Source organism: Methylobacterium sp. J-076 (assembly GCF_022829405.1).
GTDB lineage: Bacteria > Pseudomonadota > Alphaproteobacteria > Rhizobiales > Beijerinckiaceae > Methylobacterium.
Window position 1 is genome coordinate 81,312 of the sequence record NZ_JAKSXW010000078.1, and the last position, 17,123, is coordinate 98,434.

The 17,123-nt window shown below is 73.0% G+C and carries 11 protein-coding genes; 4 read left to right on the forward strand and 7 right to left on the reverse strand.

Annotated elements, in window-relative coordinates:
- Positions 1 to 7: 7 nt before the first annotated feature.
- The 4 genes from MKK53_RS06875 to MKK53_RS06890 form a co-directional block, all read right to left on the reverse strand.
- The gene (locus MKK53_RS06875; protein ID WP_243927947.1) at positions 8 to 1,042 is read right to left on the reverse strand and encodes an HD-GYP domain-containing protein; all 1,035 of its coding nucleotides are present in this window, start codon (positions 1,040 to 1,042) and stop codon (positions 8 to 10) included.
- A gap of 37 nt (positions 1,043 to 1,079) precedes the next feature.
- Entirely contained in the window at positions 1,080 to 2,477 is a 1,398-nt protein-coding gene (locus tag MKK53_RS06880; RefSeq protein ID WP_243927948.1) for a pilus assembly protein TadG-related protein, read from the reverse strand.
- A 137-nt stretch (positions 2,478 to 2,614) separates the two neighbouring features.
- Positions 2,615 to 4,141, reverse strand: a complete 1,527-nt coding sequence (locus MKK53_RS06885; protein WP_243927949.1) for a sensor domain-containing diguanylate cyclase — start codon at positions 4,139 to 4,141, stop codon at positions 2,615 to 2,617.
- Between the two features lie 273 nt (positions 4,142 to 4,414).
- Entirely contained in the window at positions 4,415 to 5,125 is a 711-nt protein-coding gene (locus MKK53_RS06890; protein ID WP_243927950.1) for a L,D-transpeptidase, read from the reverse strand.
- A 344-nt stretch (positions 5,126 to 5,469) separates the two neighbouring features.
- Here MKK53_RS06890 and MKK53_RS06895 point away from each other — a divergent pair, with 344 nt between their 5' ends.
- Both MKK53_RS06895 and MKK53_RS06900 read left to right on the forward strand, forming a co-directional pair.
- Positions 5,470 to 8,127: an MHYT domain-containing protein gene (locus tag MKK53_RS06895; RefSeq protein ID WP_243927951.1), complete on the forward strand. Its 2,658-nt coding sequence runs from the start codon at positions 5,470 to 5,472 to the stop codon at positions 8,125 to 8,127.
- A gap of 165 nt (positions 8,128 to 8,292) precedes the next feature.
- The gene (locus MKK53_RS06900; RefSeq protein WP_243927952.1) at positions 8,293 to 9,498 is read left to right on the forward strand and encodes a DUF2252 family protein; all 1,206 of its coding nucleotides are present in this window, start codon (positions 8,293 to 8,295) and stop codon (positions 9,496 to 9,498) included.
- 58 nt (positions 9,499 to 9,556) lie between these two features.
- Here the strand turns inward: MKK53_RS06900 and MKK53_RS06905 are convergent, their stop codons facing one another.
- Entirely contained in the window at positions 9,557 to 11,863 is a 2,307-nt protein-coding gene (locus MKK53_RS06905; protein ID WP_243927953.1) for a Tex family protein, read from the reverse strand.
- Positions 11,864 to 12,101: 238 nt separating this feature from the next.
- Here MKK53_RS06905 and MKK53_RS06910 point away from each other — a divergent pair, with 238 nt between their 5' ends.
- Entirely contained in the window at positions 12,102 to 12,599 is a 498-nt protein-coding gene (locus MKK53_RS06910) for a peptide deformylase (RefSeq protein WP_243927954.1), read from the forward strand.
- Between the two features lie 152 nt (positions 12,600 to 12,751).
- Entirely contained in the window at positions 12,752 to 13,972 is a 1,221-nt protein-coding gene (locus tag MKK53_RS06915) for a YbfB/YjiJ family MFS transporter (RefSeq protein WP_243927955.1), read from the forward strand.
- A 24-nt stretch (positions 13,973 to 13,996) separates the two neighbouring features.
- Here the strand turns inward: MKK53_RS06915 and MKK53_RS06920 are convergent, their stop codons facing one another.
- Both MKK53_RS06920 and MKK53_RS06925 read right to left on the reverse strand, forming a co-directional pair.
- Positions 13,997 to 15,325 (reverse strand): HlyD family type I secretion periplasmic adaptor subunit, encoded by a 1,329-nt coding sequence (locus MKK53_RS06920; RefSeq protein ID WP_243927956.1) that lies wholly within the window; start codon positions 15,323 to 15,325, stop codon positions 13,997 to 13,999.
- Positions 15,322 to 17,046 carry a type I secretion system permease/ATPase gene (locus MKK53_RS06925; protein WP_243927957.1) on the reverse strand — a complete coding sequence of 575 codons (1,725 nt, stop codon included), beginning with the start codon at positions 17,044 to 17,046 and terminating at the stop codon, positions 15,322 to 15,324. The genes MKK53_RS06920 and MKK53_RS06925 overlap by 4 nt, the downstream gene beginning before the upstream one ends.
- Positions 17,047 to 17,123: the final 77 nt, after the last annotated feature.

The following is a 17,123-nucleotide window of genomic DNA, read 5'->3' on the forward strand; positions in this document are numbered from 1 at the left end:
GGTCCGGTCAGGCGGCCTCGGCCCGGCTCTGCTCGATCTCGCTCCAGCCGGCCAGGAAGGCATCGACGCAGCGCGGGTCGAAATGGGTGCCGGCCTGGGCCGCGATGTGGGCCTTGGCCCGCGCGAGGGGCCAGGCGGCCTTGTAGGGACGTTCCGACACGAGGGCGTCGAACACGTCGGCGACGGCGACGATGCGGCCCGGCAGCGGGATCTGCTCTCCCTTCAGCCCGCGGGGATAGCCGGTGCCGTCCCAGCGCTCGTGGTGGCTCTCGGCGATCTCGGCGGCGAGGCGCACGATGTCCGAGCTGCTCCCTTCGAGGATGCGGCGGCCGCGCTCGGCGTGCTTCTCCATCTCGGCCCGCTCCTCGGGCGAGAGCGGCCCCTCCTTCAGCAGGATCGCGTCCGGGACGCCGATCTTGCCGACGTCGTGCATCGTGGAGGCGAGCTTCAGGGCCCTGAGCGGCCGCGGGTCGAAGCCGAGGTTTCGGGCGATGATGCCGACATAGGCCGCCACCCGGGCGACGTGATCGCCGGTATCGGTGTCGCGGTGCTCGGCGGCGCGCATCAGCAGGGCGATGATCTCCTGCTCCCGGGCCTCGATGACCGAGACCGCGGATTCGACCTCCCGGGTGAGCCAGGCCGCCCGGTCCTGCTCCTGCCGGTGGGCCGTGCTGATCTTCATGAGGTTGGTGATGCGCGCCTGGATCTCCACGGGGTCGCAGGGCTTGCCGAGGAAGTCGGTCGCCCCCGCCCGCAGGGCCTCGTGGCGCAGGCTGCGCTGGTCCAGGCTGGTGACCATGACGATCGGGACATGGGCGAAGCCCGGCACCGCCCGGGCGGCGGCGATCACGTCGAGGCCGGTCAGGCCGGGCATGTCGTAGTCGGTGACGACCACCCCGATCCGGTCGACGTTGTCCCGCAGGAAGGCCAGGGCGGCCACGGGGCAGGTGAACGCGACGGGCTCGCACTCGGCCACGGGCTTGAGCGCCTGCGCCATCATCAGGTTGTTCATCTCGGAATCGTCGAGGATCAGCGCGAGCAAGACGTCTCTCCGAGGCGACCGGGGACCGGACGAACCTTCATTGCGTGATGACGACGCGGCCGCTGAGGGGGCCGACGCCCTGGGGCACCGGCACGCTCGTGGAATCGTAGTTGGCGTTCAAATACAGGTTCGGCCCCTCGTAGAGGTTGACCTGCCGGGCCACCACGACGGTGTAGGCCGACTGGTCCGCCACCGGGCGGCTCGCGTCGATGACCACCCGGCCCGACGGCAGGTAGATCGTGCCGAGCATGGTCCGGGCGTTGTCGCTGATGATGCGGTAGATCCGCATCGGCTGGGTCGCGCCGAGGGCGGAGGGTGTCGGGGAGACCTGGCTGGAGGGCATGAGGGCGTTCAGGAGGGCCGCGGGGTCGAGGATGGTGCCGGCGTCGCGGTCGTCCATCATCAGCAGCCCGGCCATCACGCCGCTCGTGGGCGCCGTCAGGCCGATCGTCGTCCCCTGGTTGAAGAGCAGGCCGCTGTTGTTGCCCGTGAAGTACAGGCCGACGGCGGTGCCGTTGAACGAGGCCGAGTTGGTGACGATGAGCGGCCCGTTCTTGATGACGTAGATGCCGGGCTTCAACGTGACGTGCGCTTGGCCGGAGACGTAGAGCCCGCCGCAATAGGTGCCGGGCTCCAGCGTGGCGTTCGCACTGATGTGCGTGCCGCCCGCCAGGGGCGTCAGCAGGTTGGCGACGAAGGAGTTCGGGCAGGTGCCGACCGCGGGCGTGGGCCGGCCCTTCAGCGGGTCCCCGATCACCGGGCAGCCTGTCTGCGGGGCCGGGGCGAAGTTCGCCCGCAGGCCCAGATAGCCCCCGGCCGAGCAGATCGTGTCGGCCCGCGCCATCGAGTTGTCGCCGCCGACCATCCCCTGCTGGTCCGTCGAGTTCGAGTAGAGCGAGCAGTTGCTCGCCGTCACCTGGGCATTCTTCTGCAGGTTGAACGCGCCCGGCGCGCCGGGGTCGAGGGTCAGCATGCACAGGCGCATCTTGCCCACGAGGCTGACCTTGGCCTGGGCCGAGACGGTCTGGACCCCCATGCCGAGGAAGCGGCCGAAGACGAGGCTGACCTTCTCCTCGGCGCGGGCGAACACGCTCGTCCTGTCGGTGGCCACCTCCACGGTGACCGCCACGGTCTGGTCCGCCGAGGCGGGCAGGTTGGTGCGGACGATCTGGCTCGTCACGCCCTTGACGGAGGCGACGCTGGATGCGGCGAGCTTCAGCGCATTGCCCCCGGCGAGGGCGCCGGCATCGACGGCGGCCTGCAGCTGGCTGCGGCTGGCGACGAGGCGGGCATAGTCGAGGCCGCCGCCGACGAGGCCGAGCAGCACGGGCAGGATCAGACTGAAGGTGAGGGCGATGCCGCCGCGACGGTCCCCGGCGAAGGCGACGCCCACCGCGGGCGCCCCGCGGACGGCGGATGGGCGGCGGGGCCACATCGCGCCTTTGCTTCTCCACATTCAGTCCAGGCCCCGTAAAGCGCGCTATAGGGCTCTATTTAGCGCACGTTTATGGTGTGCCGGGTTAACCGGATTCCTTTCCAGATCGTATCCGCCGTGGCCTCGGCGCCCGCCCCTCAGACCCCGACGAGGCGCAGGACGCGGTCCCGGGTGGCGCCCTCGGCGGCGCATTGGGTCTGGTTGCGTCCGCCGGTCTTGGCTTCGTAGAGCGCCGCATCCGCGTTCCGGTAGAGGTCGTCGGGCTTCGTCCCGGCGGTCAGCGGTCCCGCCGCCAGGCCGATGCTCACGGTCACCGCCCCCGGCCGGATGCCCGCCGCGGCGATCCCCAGCGTCCTCACCCCGTCGTGGATCTCCCCCGCGACCCGCACCGCCCCCGGCTGGTCGGTGTCCGGCAGCAGGACGACGAACTCCTCGCCACCGATCCGGCAGACCAGATCCCGCGGCCGGGACACGCTCGCGGACAGGCAGCGGGCGAGCTCCCGGAGCACCGCATCGCCCACCGGGTGGCCGTAGCGGTCGTTCACGCGCTTGAAGTGGTCCACATCGACGATGAGCAGCGAGAGGGGCTTGCCGGCCAGGCGCGCCCCCTCCCACGCCCGCTCGAATTCCTGCTCGAACCGGCGCCGGTTCGGCAGGCCGGTGAGGGCGTCCGTCGAGGACAGCCGGGCGAGCTCCGCCTGCATCGCCTCGCGCCGCCGCAGGTCGCGGCCGTAGAGCAGCGAGAGGAACATCGTCAGCCCGCACAGGACCAGGACGATGCCGCCGATGCCGAAGGCCTTCGTCCGCCACTCCGCCTCGATCTCCCGGGTCGACAGCGCGACGTTCAGCACGAGCGGCCACGCGCCGATCTGGGTGAACGCGTAGTGCCGCTCGATCCCGTCGCGGGGCGAGGTGCCGACCATCGTCCCGCTGCGGGCGCTGACGAACCGCTGGAAGGTCGATCGGCCGGCGACGTTCATGCCGATATCCGCCTCCACGTAGGGGTGGCGCATGATCCGCGTGCCGTTGCGCAGGTCCAGGTTGATCGCCCCGTCGCGGCCGAGGCCCACCGGTTCGAACAGGTGGCTGAAGTAGCTGAGCTTGAGGCTTCCGAAGGCCACCCCGCCGAAGCTGCCGTCCGGCCGGTCGATCCGGCGGCTGAACGGCAGCATGCGCTCCCCGGTCAGGCGGGAGACGATGGGCTGGCCGATATACAGGCCGATATCGGTGCGGGTCTTGTGGATCCGGAAGTATTCCCGATCCGCGTAGTTGCCCTGGCGCGGCGGCACCGCGCCCTCATCGACCGCGATGTCCCCGCGCTCGTCGAGGACGAACATGACGCCCATGTCCTGCGCGGTCGCCGCCCGGTCGAACAGGATCAGCTGGCGCAGCGACGCAGGCACCTCGGCGACGCCGGGGGCGCGGAGGTTCTTGGCCACCGCCCGCAACGAGAGGTCGAAGAGTTCGATGTTGCGGTCGATGTCGCGCTCGAGGACCTGCAGCAGGTTCTGCGAGGTCTGCTCCGCCTTGGCGTAGGCGTCCTGCCGCATGTCCAGCAGCATCGTCCCGGAGACGGCGAGCATGCCGATGGGGGCGAGCACGCCGAGGGCGATCCACGTGCGGGCGGAGCGGAGTCGACGTGCCAGAGACAGCGGCAGGACCATGGGTGGACGCCCTCGGACATACGGTCACCAACCCGTACCTGACGCCCGAGTTCTTCCAAATCCTTGTCATGATTCCCGCCGACGACCGATCCTTCGATCCATCCCTAATGGAACGTTCATGTCATCCCACAGATCGACTGCGCCGCCAGGGGGGAACACTGGGGCGATATCTTGGGCGATATCTTGGGAAGATCGTCCGAACATCTGCCCGCTCGCCGCCCCCCGGGGCGGGCGGATCACGGGGGCCTGTCCGCGTCCTGCGGGCCTTGCCGGTTACGCGGGCAGGACGACCACCTTCGTCTTCACCGGCGTCTGCGCGTAGAGGTGGATCATGTCCTGGCTGAGCAGGCCGACGCAGCCGCTCGTGATGCCCGTGCCGATCGTCTCGGGATCGCTGCTCGCGTAGATCGTGTAGAGCGTGTAGGCGCCGTTCTGGTAGAGGTGGAGGGTGCGGGCGCCGAGGGGGTTGTCGAGCCCGCCCGGCATGCCGCGGGCGTATTTGGCGGCCTCCGGCTGGCGCCGGATCATCTCCTTGGGCGGCGTCCAGGTCGCCCATTCGGACTTGCGGCCGACATAGGCGTCGCCGCTCCACAGGAAGCCGTCGCGGCCGACATTGGCGCCGTAGCGGGTGGCGGATCCCTCCCCCTCGATGCGGTAGACGTAGAAGTTGCTCGGATCGACGACGATGGTGCCGGGCGCTTCCTTGGATTCGTAGCGGACGGTCCGGCGGTAGAACTTCGGATCGACCTTGCTGATGTCGACTGCGGGAATCGCGAACTTCTCGTCCGGCATCGGCCCGTAGGTCCGCCGCGCCTCGGCGAGGATCAGGCCGTCGGACGTCGCGCAGCCGCCGAGCCCGAGCGCGCCGAGGCCGGCGGACGCCCCCGCCAGGAACGACCGGCGGTGGAGGAGCCGGGCCCGATCCCCCGGCCGCGCGCACCCGTCCATCCCGCCGCCGCCGGCCTTCCCACCGCCCATGATCATGATTCCGGACTTCCCCTATCCTGCCGCCCGATGAGGCCCGCTCCGGCGCCGCACGCCCGTTCGGCTCACTGTCAAGCTGAGAGTGCCGGGGCCCGTCCCGGCTGGCAAGCCTAGCCGGTGCCGCGGGGCCCGCCATCCCGGTTCCGGGGAGTGAGGGCGACCCGAATGCGCCGGGAATGTGACCCCCGGCACCCCGGGGGGCGGGAGGGGGTGTGGGGGCGGGGAGGGCGGTCTTCCCGCCATCGGTGACGCAAGACGACTGATCGGACGCCGTTCGGGACCTACATCGGCACCCGCTGCCGTCGTCCGCCGACGCACGGCTCCTCCGGCTTCCGTGCTTTCCCATGATCCATACCGGCTACAATCCGGGCCTCGTCGCGCTGTCCATCGCCATCGCGGTCTTCGCCTCCTACGCGGCCCTCGACCTCGGGGCCCGCCTGCGCAGGTCCGATGCCGGCCCGCGCTGGGCATGGGGGACGGGCGCCGCACTGGCCATGGGCGGCGGCATCTGGTCGATGCATTTCGTCGGCATGCTGGCCTTCGAGATGGGCCAGCCGGCCGCCTACGACCTCGGGGTCACGGTCCTGTCGCTGGCCATCGCTGTCGCCTCCACCGGGGGCGCCTTCGCCTGGGTCGCCCTGCGGGGGACCGCGTGGCGCTCGCTGCTGGTGGCGGGGCCGCTCATGGGCCTGGGCGTCGCGGCCATGCACTACACCGGCATGGCCGCCATGCGCGTGCCCGGCAACCGCGCCTACGACCCCGCCGTGGTCGCCGTGTCGGTCGCCATCGCCGTCACGGCGGCCACCGCCGCCCTGTGGCTGACCTTCCGGCGCAACAGGCCCTGGCAGAAACTGGCCGCCGCCGCCGTCATGGGCCTCGCCGTGGCCGGCATGCACTACACCGGCATGGCCGCGGCGACGTTCACCGCCGAGGAGGCCGGCGCCCACGCCGCCCATGTGACCGCCATGGGCGCGGGCCAGGAGAAGCTGGCCCTGGCGGTGACGGGCATCACCTTCGCCATCCTGTTCCTGGCGATGATGGCGGGCTCCCTCGACCAGCGGCGGACGCAGCGGCGGCTGCACGGCAGCGAGGAGCGCTTCCGCGCGGCGGTGCGGGCCGTGCACGGCATCATGTGGACCACCGACGCGTCCGGCCAGTTCGTGGAGGAGCAGCCGGGATGGGAGCAGATCACCGGCCAGACCTTCGCCGAGTCCCGCGGCGCCGGCTGGGCCACCGTCATCCACCCGGACGACATGGCCGAGACGGTCCGGGTCTGGCGCGAGGTGATCGGCACGGGCAGGGACTTCGCCGTCGAGCACCGCGCCCGGACGCCGGCCGGGGAATGGCGGCACTACACGGTCCGCGCCGTGCCGGTGCGCGACGCCGACGGGACGATTCGCGAATGGGTCGGCGTCCACACCGACGTCACCGCCCGCCACCAGTACGAGACCGCCCTGCGCGCGGCGCGCGACGCCGCCGAGGAGGCGAGCCGGGCCAAGAGCCGGTTCCTGGCCAACATGAGCCACGAGCTGCGCACCCCGCTCTCGGCCGTCATCGGCTATGCCGAGATGCTCCAGGAGGAGGCCGAGGATCTGGGCCAGGACACGTTCCTAGCCGACCTCGCCAAGATCCGCTCGAACGCCCAGCATCTGCTCGGCCTGATCAACGACGTGCTCGACCTGTCGAAGGTCGAGGCCGAGAAGATGGACGTCTACGCCGAGGATTTCGCCGTGGAGTCCTTCGTCCGCGACGCGGCGGCGACCGTCGACACGCTGGTGACCAAGAAGGGCAACCGCCTCGTCCTCGATCTCGGCCCCGGCCTCGGCGAGGCCCGCACGGATGCGGTGAAGCTGCGCCAGTGCCTGTTCAACCTCATCGGCAACGCGGCGAAGTTCACCGAGCACGGCACCGTCACCCTGCGGATCCGGCGGGAGCCGGATCCGTCCGGCGGCCTCCTCGTGTTCTCCGTGGCGGATACCGGCATCGGCATGACGCCCGAACAGGTGGCCGGGCTGTTCCAGCGCTTCACGCAGGCCGACGAGACCACCACCCGCAAGTACGGCGGCACCGGCCTCGGCCTCGCCCTGACCAAGGCGTTCGCGCGCCTCATGGGCGGGGACGTCAGGGTCGAAAGCGCCGAGGGGGTCGGCACCACCTTCACCCTCGCCGTGCCCGCGGTGCTGCCGGCCGCGGCCGAGCCCGCCCCGCCGGCCCCGGCGGAGGCGGAGGGCGTTCCCCACGGGGAGGGCCGGCTGGTCCTCGTCATCGACGACGAGGCGAGCCAGCGCGAGCTGATGGTGCGGTTCCTCACCCGCCAGGGCTTCGTGGCGCGGGCCGCCTCCGACGGGCGCACGGGGCTCGACCTCGCGCGGGCGCTCCGCCCGATGGCGGTCCTGCTCGACATCATGATGCCGGAGCTGGACGGCTGGGCGGTCCTGGCGATGCTCAAGGCCGACGAGGCGACCCGGGACATCCCCGTGGTCATGGTCAGCTTCGTCGCCGATGCGGCGCTGGGGGCGACGCTCGGCGCCGCCGGCACGATCCCGAAGCCCGTGGACTGGACCCACCTGCGGGGCGTGCTCGACCGGATCGACGCCGAGGCCGGCGACGTGCTCGTCGTGGACGACGATGCCGGGATGCGCCACCGGCTCCGGACGACGCTCGGCCGGCACGGTTTCGGCGTGCGGGAGGCCGGCGACGGGGCCGAGGCCCTGGCGCGGGTGCGCGAGGCCCGGCCCGGCCTCGTGCTGCTCGACCTGACGATGCCGGTGATGGACGGCTTCACGTTCCTGCGGGAGCTGCGCGCCATCCCGGCCTGCGCGGAGGTCCCCGTCGTGGTGCTCAGCGCCCGAGACATCTCCGCCGACGAGCGGCTCCAGCTCGCGGGGGCGCACAGCGTCCTGCGCAAGGGCGACGCCAGCCTGCAGGAGGTGGCCGCCACCGTCGGGCGGCTGCATCCCCCGCCGGCCGAGCCGGCCAAGCCCGGCCCGCTGCGGGCCTGATCCGGGCCGTCCCGGGGGTGGGCGCACGTCCGCCCCCGGTTCCGTCATCCACAGCGCAGACGATTGGTCGCGAGACCCAGGCCCGCCCCCCGGCGTTGGACCCCTGATCGGGATGCGCCTGCGCACCCCGGGGGGGTCGAATGCGGGCTGGTGATGGTGTCTTCGATGCGCGTGGATGAAGGCTGCGGTCCCAAGGAGCGCGCGGATGTCCTCGAACGGCAGCGCCAGCTGAAGATGGCGAAGTCGGCCCACGCCTACGTCCGCGGCAACACGCTGACGTTCTACGATTGGCTCCACGGCCTGGACCGGGGGACCCTGCCGGAGGGGCCGCCGGTCTGGATCTGCGGCGATTGCCACCTCGGCAACCTGGGGCCGCTGGCGGATGCCGAGGGGCGCGTGGACATCCAGATCCGGGACCTCGACCAGACCGTGATCGGCAACCCCGCCCACGACCTCGTCCGCCTCGGGCTCTCGCTGGCGAGCGCCGCCCGCGGCTCGGACCTGCCCGGCATCGTCACCGCGCGGATGCTGGAGGAGATGATCCGCGGCTACGCCTCCGGCCTGTCGCGGCCGGAGGCGGACGCCCGCCCGCCCGAGCCGGACGTGGTCCACACCGTCCGCCGCCGCGCCCTCGGCCGCCATTGGAAGCACCTCGCGAAGGAGCGGCTGAAGGACGTCGAGCCCGCCATTCCCCTGGGGCGGAAGTTCTGGGCCCTGGATGCCGACGAGCGGCAGGCCCTCGAGGCGCTGTTCGGCGGACAGGAGGTGAAGGACCTCATCCTCTCGGCCAACGGGCGCCACCCCGGCGCGAAAGTCCGGCTGATCGACACGGCCTACTGGATGAAGGGGTGCAGCTCCCTCGGCGCCCTGCGCTACGCCGCCCTCGTGCGGATCGAGGAGCCGGGGGGCAAGCGCGCCCTGGCGCTGGTGGACCTGAAGGAGGCCGTCGCCTCGGCCGCCCCCGCGGCACCGGGGGCGGAGATGCCCCTCGACCCCGCCGAGCGGGTCGTGGCCGGGGCGCGGGCCCTGGCGCCGAACCTCGGCGAGCGGATGCTGCCGGTGCGCCTCCTGGGCAAGCCCGTGGTCATGCGCGAACTCGCCCCCCAGGACCTGAAGCTCGACGTCGATCAGTTCAGCCGGGAGGAGGCGGTGCGGGCGGCGCACTACCTCGCCTACGTGGTTGGCAAGGCCCATGGGCGCCAGATGGACGAGGCCACGCGCTCCGGCTGGCGCGACGAGGTGGTGTCCGACGGCGAGCGCGGCCGGGGGGCGCCCTCCTGGCTCTGGTCCAGCGTGGTGGAGCTCGCGGGGCTGCACGAGGTCGGCTACCTGCGCCACTGCCACCGCTACGCCGACAGGGATGCCGCCTGATCCCCACGCCGCCCGGTCGTCCGGGCGGGGGCGCCTCCCGCCCCCGTAGGCCCCCGCTTCAACGGCCGGGGCGGGTGGCGGCCCGGCGCAGGGCGTCGGCCAGGGCGCCCTCCGGCTGGGCCCGGGGGGCGGGCTTCGCCTCCGGCGGCCGGGGGCCGGGCCGGGGACCCGGGGCGGGCGCCGTGCGCTCGATCGGGTCGTCGAGGCGCATGGACAGGGCGATCCGCTTGCGCGGCACGTCCACCGACAGGATGAGGACCCGCACCACGTCGCCGGCCTTAACCACTTCGGACGGGGACGCGATCCGCTTGCGCGCCATCGCCGAGATATGGACGAGCCCGTCCTGGTGGACGCCGATGTCCACGAACGCCCCGAAGGCGGCCACGTTCGTCACCACGCCTTCGAGCTGCATGCCGGGCTTCAGGTCGCCGATGGTCTCGACGCCCTCCTGGAAGGTCGCGGTCTTGAAGGCCGGGCGCGGGTCCCGGCCGGGCTTCTCCAACTCGGCGATGATGTCGCGCACGGTGGGCACGCCGAAGCGCTCGTCCGCGAAGGCGGCGGGCGACAGGGTCTTCAGCACGGCGCCGTCGCCGATCAGCCGACGGATGTCGCTCTTCGTCGCCTCAAGGATGCGCCGCACCACCGGGTAGGCCTCCGGGTGGACGCCGGAGCTGTCGAGGGGGTTCTCACCCCCCTGGATGCGCAGGAAGCCCGCGGCCAGCTCGAAGGTCTTGGGCCCGAGGCCCGGCACCTTCTTCAGGGCCGCCCGGCTGCGGAACGGGCCGTTCCCGTCCCGGTGGGCGACGATGTTGGCCGCGAGCGACGCCCCGAGGCCCGAGACCTGGGCGAGCAGGGCGGGCGAGGCGGTGTTCACGTCCACGCCGACCGCGTTCACCGCGTCCTCGACCACCGCCGAGAGGGAGCGCGACAGCTTCGCCTCGGTGACGTCGTGCTGGTACTGGCCGACGCCGATCGACTTCGGGTCGATCTTCACGAGTTCCGCCAGGGGATCCTGCAGCCGGCGGGCGATGGACACGGCGCCCCGGTGCGACACGTCGAGGCCCGGCAATTCGCGGCTTGCGATCTCGGAGGCCGAGTAGACCGAGGCGCCCGCCTCCGAGACCAGCACCTTGGTCATGCCGAGGTCGGGGTTGGCGGCGAGCAGCTCGGCGGCGAGCCTGTCGGTCTCCCGCGAGGCGGTGCCGTTGCCGATGGCGATGAGTTCGACCGTGTGCTGGCGGCAGAGCCGGCCGAGCGTCTGCACGGTATCCTGCCAGCGGCGCTGCGGCTCGTGCGGATAGGTGGTCTCCACGGCGACGACCTTGCCGGTGGCGTCCACCACCGCGACCTTCACGCCGTTGCGGTAGCCCGGATCGAGCGCCAGCGTCGTCCGGCCCCCGGCCGGGGCCGCGAGGAGCAGGTCCTTGAGGTTGCCGGCGAAGACCTTCACCGCTTCGGCCTCGGCCTTCTCGAACAGGCGGGCGCGCAGGTCGTTCTTGATGCCGGTGCGGATCTTCGTGCGCCACGCCCCGCGCACGGTCTCGAACAGCCACGCGTCGCCCGGCCGTCCCCGGTCGGCGATGCCGTGGCGGTGGCAGATCGCCCGCTCGAACGGGCCCGGCGTGCCCGCGGGCATGTCCTCGCCCTCGGCGGCGAGGTCGAGGTCGAGGATCTCCTCCTTCTCCCCGCGGAACAGGGCGAGGATCCGGTGCGAGGGCATGCGTTCCAGCCGCTCGCTCCAGTCGAAATAGTCCGCGAACTTGGCGCCGGCCGCCTCCTTGCCCTTGCGGACCCCGGAGACGGCCTTGCCGCCCTTCCAGAACTCCTCGCGCAGGCGCCCGACGAGGTCGGCATCCTCCGCGAACCGCTCGGCCAGGATGTGCCGGGCGCCCTCCAGCGCCGCCTCCGGGCCGGGCACGCCCTTGTCCGCCGCGACGTAGCCCGCGGCGGCGGCGAGGGGCGGCTTCGACGGGTCGGCGAGCAGGGCCTCGGCGAGGGGGGCGAGGCCCGCCTCCCGGGCGATCTGTGCCTTGGTGCGGCGCTTGGTCTTGAAGGGGAGGTAGATGTCCTCCAGCCGCGCCTTGGTGTCGGCGGCGGCGATGGCGGCGGACAGCTCCGGCGTGAGCTTGCCCTGGGCGCGGATGCTCTCCAGCACGGTGGCGCGCCGGTCGCGGAGGTCCCGCAGGTAGCCGAGGCGCTCCTCCAGCAGGCGCAGCTGCGCGTCGTCGAGGGAGCCGGTGGCCTCCTTCCGGTAGCGGGCGACGAAGGGCACCGTCGCGCCCCCGTCGAGGAGGGCGACGGCGGCCGCCACCTGCTCCTCGCGCACCCCGAGTTCCCCGGCGATCAGCTGGTTCACGGACGTCATGGTGTCTCCCGCATTCCGAGCCGTGGCCGGGGCGCCACGGGCGCGGGATGTACCCCCTGGCGCCGCTCCGGGCCAGGGCCCCGGGCGCGCCGCCCTCCCGTGCCCCCCTCGCGCCGCGGCGGATGGCCCGGGATCGAGGGGGGCTTCGCGGAGAAAGCGCGAAGGACGACGCCCGCCGGGGCGGATCGGCTGTAGAGTGGGCGGAAGGCCTGCATCCCCGCAGGCGGGTGGACCCCCGATGCCGGCGCGCGACCTCGTTCTGTTTCCCGATCCCCGCCTGTCCCTCCCGGCCGCGCCGGTGGACGATTTCGGCCCGGAGCTGGAGGCGCTGGCCGGGGATGTCCGGGATACCCTGCTGGCCGTCTCCGCCATCGGCCTCACGGCCCCGCATCTGGGCATCCTCCGGCGGGTCGTCGTCATCCGGATGTCGCCGGATGCGGACCTGCGGGTCTACGTGAACCCCGCGATCCTCAGCGCCTCCCCGGAGACGGCCGTCCACGAGGAGGGCAGCGTCAGCATGCCGGGGGTCCGGGAGACCATCGCCCGTCCCGCCCGGATCCGGTTCGGCTACCGCGATCTCGCCGGCTCGGCCCACGAGGAGGAGGCGGAGGGGTTCGCCGCCGCGGTGATGCTGCACGAGATCGACCAGCTCGACGGGATCTTCTGGATCGACCGCCTCTCGCGCCTGAAGCGGGACCGCCTCGTCAAGCGGTACGGGAAGTCCAGGCCGGGATAGGGCGTTTTCCGCGACCCTTGGACCCGGTGTCCCCACGGCGCGGTGCGGGCCCCTTCCCCTTGTGGGGAGGAGAGCGCGGCGCGCCCCGCGATCCCGGGAACGCGAGAAATCGTTTTCCAACGCGGACGGGCGGGTGTTCAAGTGCCCGCGCAATGAGCACGACGCACCTCACCCCCGCCCGGCCCCTGCGCGGGAACCGGCGAACCGTCGGCAGCGGCCTCGTGGCGCTGGCCATCGCCATGGGGATCGGCCGGTTCGCCTTCACGCCCCTCATGCCGCTGATGGTCCGCGACGGCACCCTGGACGGTGCGGCGGGTGCGGAATGGGCCGCCGCCAACTATGTCGGCTACCTCGCCGGGGCCCTGACCGCCCCGTGGTTCGCGGGCGACCCGCGCCGCGGCCTGTGGCTGAGCCTGCTCGGGGTCTCGGTGACGACGCTGGCGATGGCGGGGGTGGATGCGGGATCGCCCGCCCTCCTCGGCGCCGGGCTGCGCGCCGCGGCCGGCGTGTTCAGCGCCTGGGCCCTGGTCTGCGCGAGCGGCTGGTGCCTCGCCGAACTGGCCCGCCGCGGGGCCGGGCATCTTGGGGCCTGGATCTATACCGGCGTCGGCGTCGGCATCGCCTTGGCCGGCCTGCTCACGTGGCTCGGCGGACGCCAGCGGGCGGATCGGCTGTGGCTCGAACTCGGGCTGGTCGCCGGCGCCGGGGCGCTGCTGGTCTGGCAGCAGTCGCGCGGGCAGGGGGCACCCGCCGCGGGGGCGAGCGCGCGGGAGGCGGTGGCGGTCGCGCCGCCCGGCCGCACGGCGCAGCTGGCCCTGGTGCTGTGCTACGGCACGTTCGGGTTCGGCTACATCGTCCCGGCGACGTTCCTCCCGGCCATGGCGCGGGCCCTGGCCCCCGATCCCCTGGTCTTCGGGCTGACCTGGCCACTGTTCGGCCTGGCCGCCGCCCTGTCGGTGGCGGCCGTCGCGCGGTGGCTGGCGCACGGGTCGCGCCGCCGCATCTGGGCCCTGGCCCAGGGGATCATGGCCCTCGGCACCGCCCTGCCGCTCGTGGTCCGGACGCTGCCGGCCATCGCCGTCTCGGCGGTCCTCGTGGGCGGGACGTTCATGGTCGCCACCATGGCCGGGCTGCAGCTGGCCCGCCAAGCGCGGCCGGACGATCCGACGCCCCTGCTCGCGCGGATGACCGCCGCGTTCGCGGCCGGGCAGATCGCCGGCCCGCTGCTGGTGCGCGCCCTCGGGCCGGGCCGCTGGGCGGGGTGGGATGCGCTCGGCTGGACCGGCGCCCTCGCCACCCTGCTGCTGGTCGTCACCGCGCTCTGGCTGTGGCGGGGGGGCGACCCCTCGGCCAGGCCCGCGAGGCCGGCCTGATCCGGGCGGCCCGCCCCCCGGGGCCTACTTCTCGCGGAACGCCCGGCGCGCCTGATCGGTGAGGGGCTTCGTCAGGTAGGACAGGACGGTCCGGTCGGCGGTGCGGATGAAGGCCTCCACCGGCATGCCGGGCATCAGCTTGGCCCCGTCGAGGCGGCCGAGCTCGTCCTTCGTCACCCCGAGGCGGACGAGGTAGTAGAAGCTCCCGGTGCGCTTGTCCTCGCTCACGTCGGCGGCGATCCGGGTGACCCGCCCGTTGAGTTCGGGCGTGGTGCGCTGGTCGAAGCTCGGGAAGCGCAGGCCCGCGGCCTGGCCGGTCTGGAGCCGGTCGATGTCCTGGGGCGCGACCCGGACCTCGACCACCAGGGAATCGGCCGTGGGGACGATCAGCATGATCGGCTCCCCCGGCGCGATCACCCCGCCGCGGGTATGCACGGCCAGTTCGTGCACGTAGCCGGTCTGCGGCGAGCGGATGTCGATGCGCTGGAGCTGGTCGAGGGCGGTGATCTTCTGCTCCGTGAGCGTGGCGGCCTTGGCGCGGTTCTCCGCCAGCTCCTTGGCGACGTCGCTGCGCAGGTTCTGCTCCAGCTGGATGATCTGCAGTTCGGTCTCGGAGACCTTTCCCTTGGTCTGGGCGATGGTCGCCACGAGGACGCCGCGCTCGCCCTTCAGCCGGGCGATGTCGCGCTCCAGGCTGGTGAGCCGGTTCAGCTGGATGAGGTTCTTCTTCCACAGGCCCTCGACGCTCTCGAACTCGCGCCCGATGATGGTCGCCTCCTGCTCCTTGGCGACCGTCTGCTCGTCGAGGCCCTTGATCTCCTCCTTGAGCTGGCCGATCCGCTCGCGCAGCTGCGCCTTCTGGCCCTCGCGGGCGTCCCGGCGGAAACGGAACAGCTTGCGCTCGCCATCGACGATGCGGGCGACCTCGGCCCCCGCCCCGGCCAGCTCGCCGGGGAAGGCGACGTCGCGCAGGCCGTCGCGCTCGGCCTCCAGCCGGGCGTTGCGGGCGGCGATCTCCCACAGGCTCTTGCTGACGCTGTCGTAGGTGGCCCGGGCCGTGGTGCCGTCGAGCCGGATCAGGAGATCGCCGGCCTTCACCCGCGCGCCCTCCTCCACCGCCAGCTCGGCCACCACGCCCCCGGTCGGGTGCTGCACCTTCTTGATGTTGCTCTCCACGACCAGGGACCCGGTCGCGATGATCGCGCCGGAGAGCTCCGTGGCGGCGGTCCAGGCGCCCACGCCCGTGGCCACGGCGATGACGGCGGCCACCCCGGCGATGTGGCGACGGAGGGAGCGGCGGGTGCCGGCGGAGGGGTCCGCCTGCGGCCGGGTGGGGGTGTCGGGCGTGGTCATGCGACCCTCGTCGGTGCCTGTCGGGTGAGTTCGCTCAAGCGGGCCAGGACGTCGTCGCGGGGGCCGTGGAGCTGCACCCGCCCGTCGCCGAGGACGAGGATGCGGTCCACCGCCGTCAGCGCGCTCGGCCGGTGCGCGATCACCACCGCGATGCCGCCCCGGTCGCGCACCGCCTTCACGGCGGCCGACAGGGCCCGGTCGCCCTCGACGTCGAGGTTCGAGTTCGGCTCGTCGAGGACCACGAGGAAGGGGTCGCCGTAGAGGGCCCGCGCCAGGGCGATCCGCTGCCGCTGGCCGCCGGACAGGCCGAGGCCGCCGGCCCCGACCCGGGCGTCGTACCCGCCGGGCAGGCGCAGCACGACCTCGTGGACCCCCGCCGCCTTGGCGGCCGAGAGCAGCGCCTCGGGATCGGGCTCGGCCTCGAACCGGGTGATGTTCTGCGCGATGGTGCCGTCGAACATCTCGATGTCCTGCGGCAGGTAGCCGATGGCGCGGCCCAGGGCATCGGGATCCCACTGGTCGATGGCCGCGCCGTCGAAGCGGATCACCCCGCGGCACGGGCGCGCGAGGCCGACCAGGGCGCGGGCGAAGGTCGACTTGCCGGAGCCGCTCGGGCCGATGACGCCCAGGGCGCTGCCGGGGGCGAGGGCGACGTTGACGTCGTGCAGGACCAGCGTGTCCGTGCCGGGCACGGCCACCGACAGGGCGGTCACGCGCACGCTCTCCCGGGGCGCCGGAAGCGGCGTCAGGGCGGCCGGCTCCGCGGGCGGGAGGAAGGCGACGAGGCGCGTCCAGGCCTGCCGGGAGGCCGAGAACGACTTCCAGTTGGCGATGGCCAGATCGACCGGGGCCAGGGCGCGGGCCGAGAGGATCGTCGCGGCCAGCATCACCCCCGCCGTCGCCTCCTCGCGGACCACGAGATAGGCGCCGAGGCCGAGGATGCCCGATTGCAGCACCGTCCGCATCAGGCGCGCCGCCGCGCCGAAGCCGATGGCGAGGTCGTTGCCGGTGGTGGCGACATCGAGGCTCCGGCGCGCCCGGTCCTGCCACAGGGCGGCCACCCGCGTCCGCATGCCGAGGGCGGAGAGGAGCGGCGCGGTCCGGTGCGCCATGTCCACGAAGGCCCGGCGCTCGCCGGCCGCGCGCACGCCCTCGCGGGTCGAGGCGGCCGTGGCCCAGTCGGTGACCGCGGTCAGCAGGCACAGGACCAGGGCGCCGGCGGCGATGGCCCCCCCGAGCCACGGGTGGAACAGGAAGCACACCGCGATGTAGAGGGGCACCCAGGGCAGGTCGAAGAAGACGGTGAAGGCCATGCTCGCCAGGAAGCCCCGCACGGTCTCGAGGTCGCGCAGGGCCTGGGGGCCGTCGTCGGCGCGGGGCGCCTCCGATCCCCGCACCAGCATCGTGCGGAAGATCCGTGCGCCCAGGCGCTCATCGACGAGGCGCCCGAACCGCCCGAGGATCCGGGCGCGGAAGACCTCCAGGGTGCTCTGGACCAGGAACAGCATCAGCGCGATGCCGGCGAGCCCCACCAGCGTCGCGACGCTCCGGCTCGGCAGCACCCGGTCGTAGACCTGCAGCATGAAGATCGGCGCCGTCAGCATCAGCAGGTTGATGAGGCCGCTGACCAGCATCACGGTGCCGAGGGCGCCCCGGCCGGCCCAGGCCGCCCCCCGGAATTCCCGGCGTTTCGCACTCCGCAGCACGCGCTCGTCGGTCACGGGACGGTTCTCCGGCTTCCAGGGTCGGCGGGGGGAAGGGCACGTCGGAGGCCCCCGCCACGCTGGGTGGCGGGGGC

Excerpts from the sequence above, each read along its gene's own strand:
- MKK53_RS06880 (WP_243927948.1), bottom strand. The coding sequence starts at position 2,477 with ATGTGGCCCCGCCGCCCATCCGCCGTCCGCGGGGCGCCCGCGGTGGGC.
- MKK53_RS06885 (WP_243927949.1), bottom strand. The coding sequence starts at position 4,141 with ATGGTCCTGCCGCTGTCTCTGGCACGTCGACTCCGCTCCGCCCGCACG.
- MKK53_RS06890 (WP_243927950.1), bottom strand. The coding sequence starts at position 5,125 with ATGATCATGGGCGGTGGGAAGGCCGGCGGCGGCGGGATGGACGGGTGC.
- MKK53_RS06895 (WP_243927951.1), top strand. The coding sequence starts at position 5,470 with ATGATCCATACCGGCTACAATCCGGGCCTCGTCGCGCTGTCCATCGCC.
- MKK53_RS06900 (WP_243927952.1), top strand. The coding sequence starts at position 8,293 with ATGCGCGTGGATGAAGGCTGCGGTCCCAAGGAGCGCGCGGATGTCCTC.
- MKK53_RS06905 (WP_243927953.1), bottom strand. The coding sequence starts at position 11,863 with ATGACGTCCGTGAACCAGCTGATCGCCGGGGAACTCGGGGTGCGCGAG.
- MKK53_RS06910 (WP_243927954.1), top strand. The coding sequence starts at position 12,102 with ATGCCGGCGCGCGACCTCGTTCTGTTTCCCGATCCCCGCCTGTCCCTC.
- MKK53_RS06915 (WP_243927955.1), top strand. The coding sequence starts at position 12,752 with ATGAGCACGACGCACCTCACCCCCGCCCGGCCCCTGCGCGGGAACCGG.
- MKK53_RS06920 (WP_243927956.1), bottom strand. The coding sequence starts at position 15,325 with ATGACCACGCCCGACACCCCCACCCGGCCGCAGGCGGACCCCTCCGCC.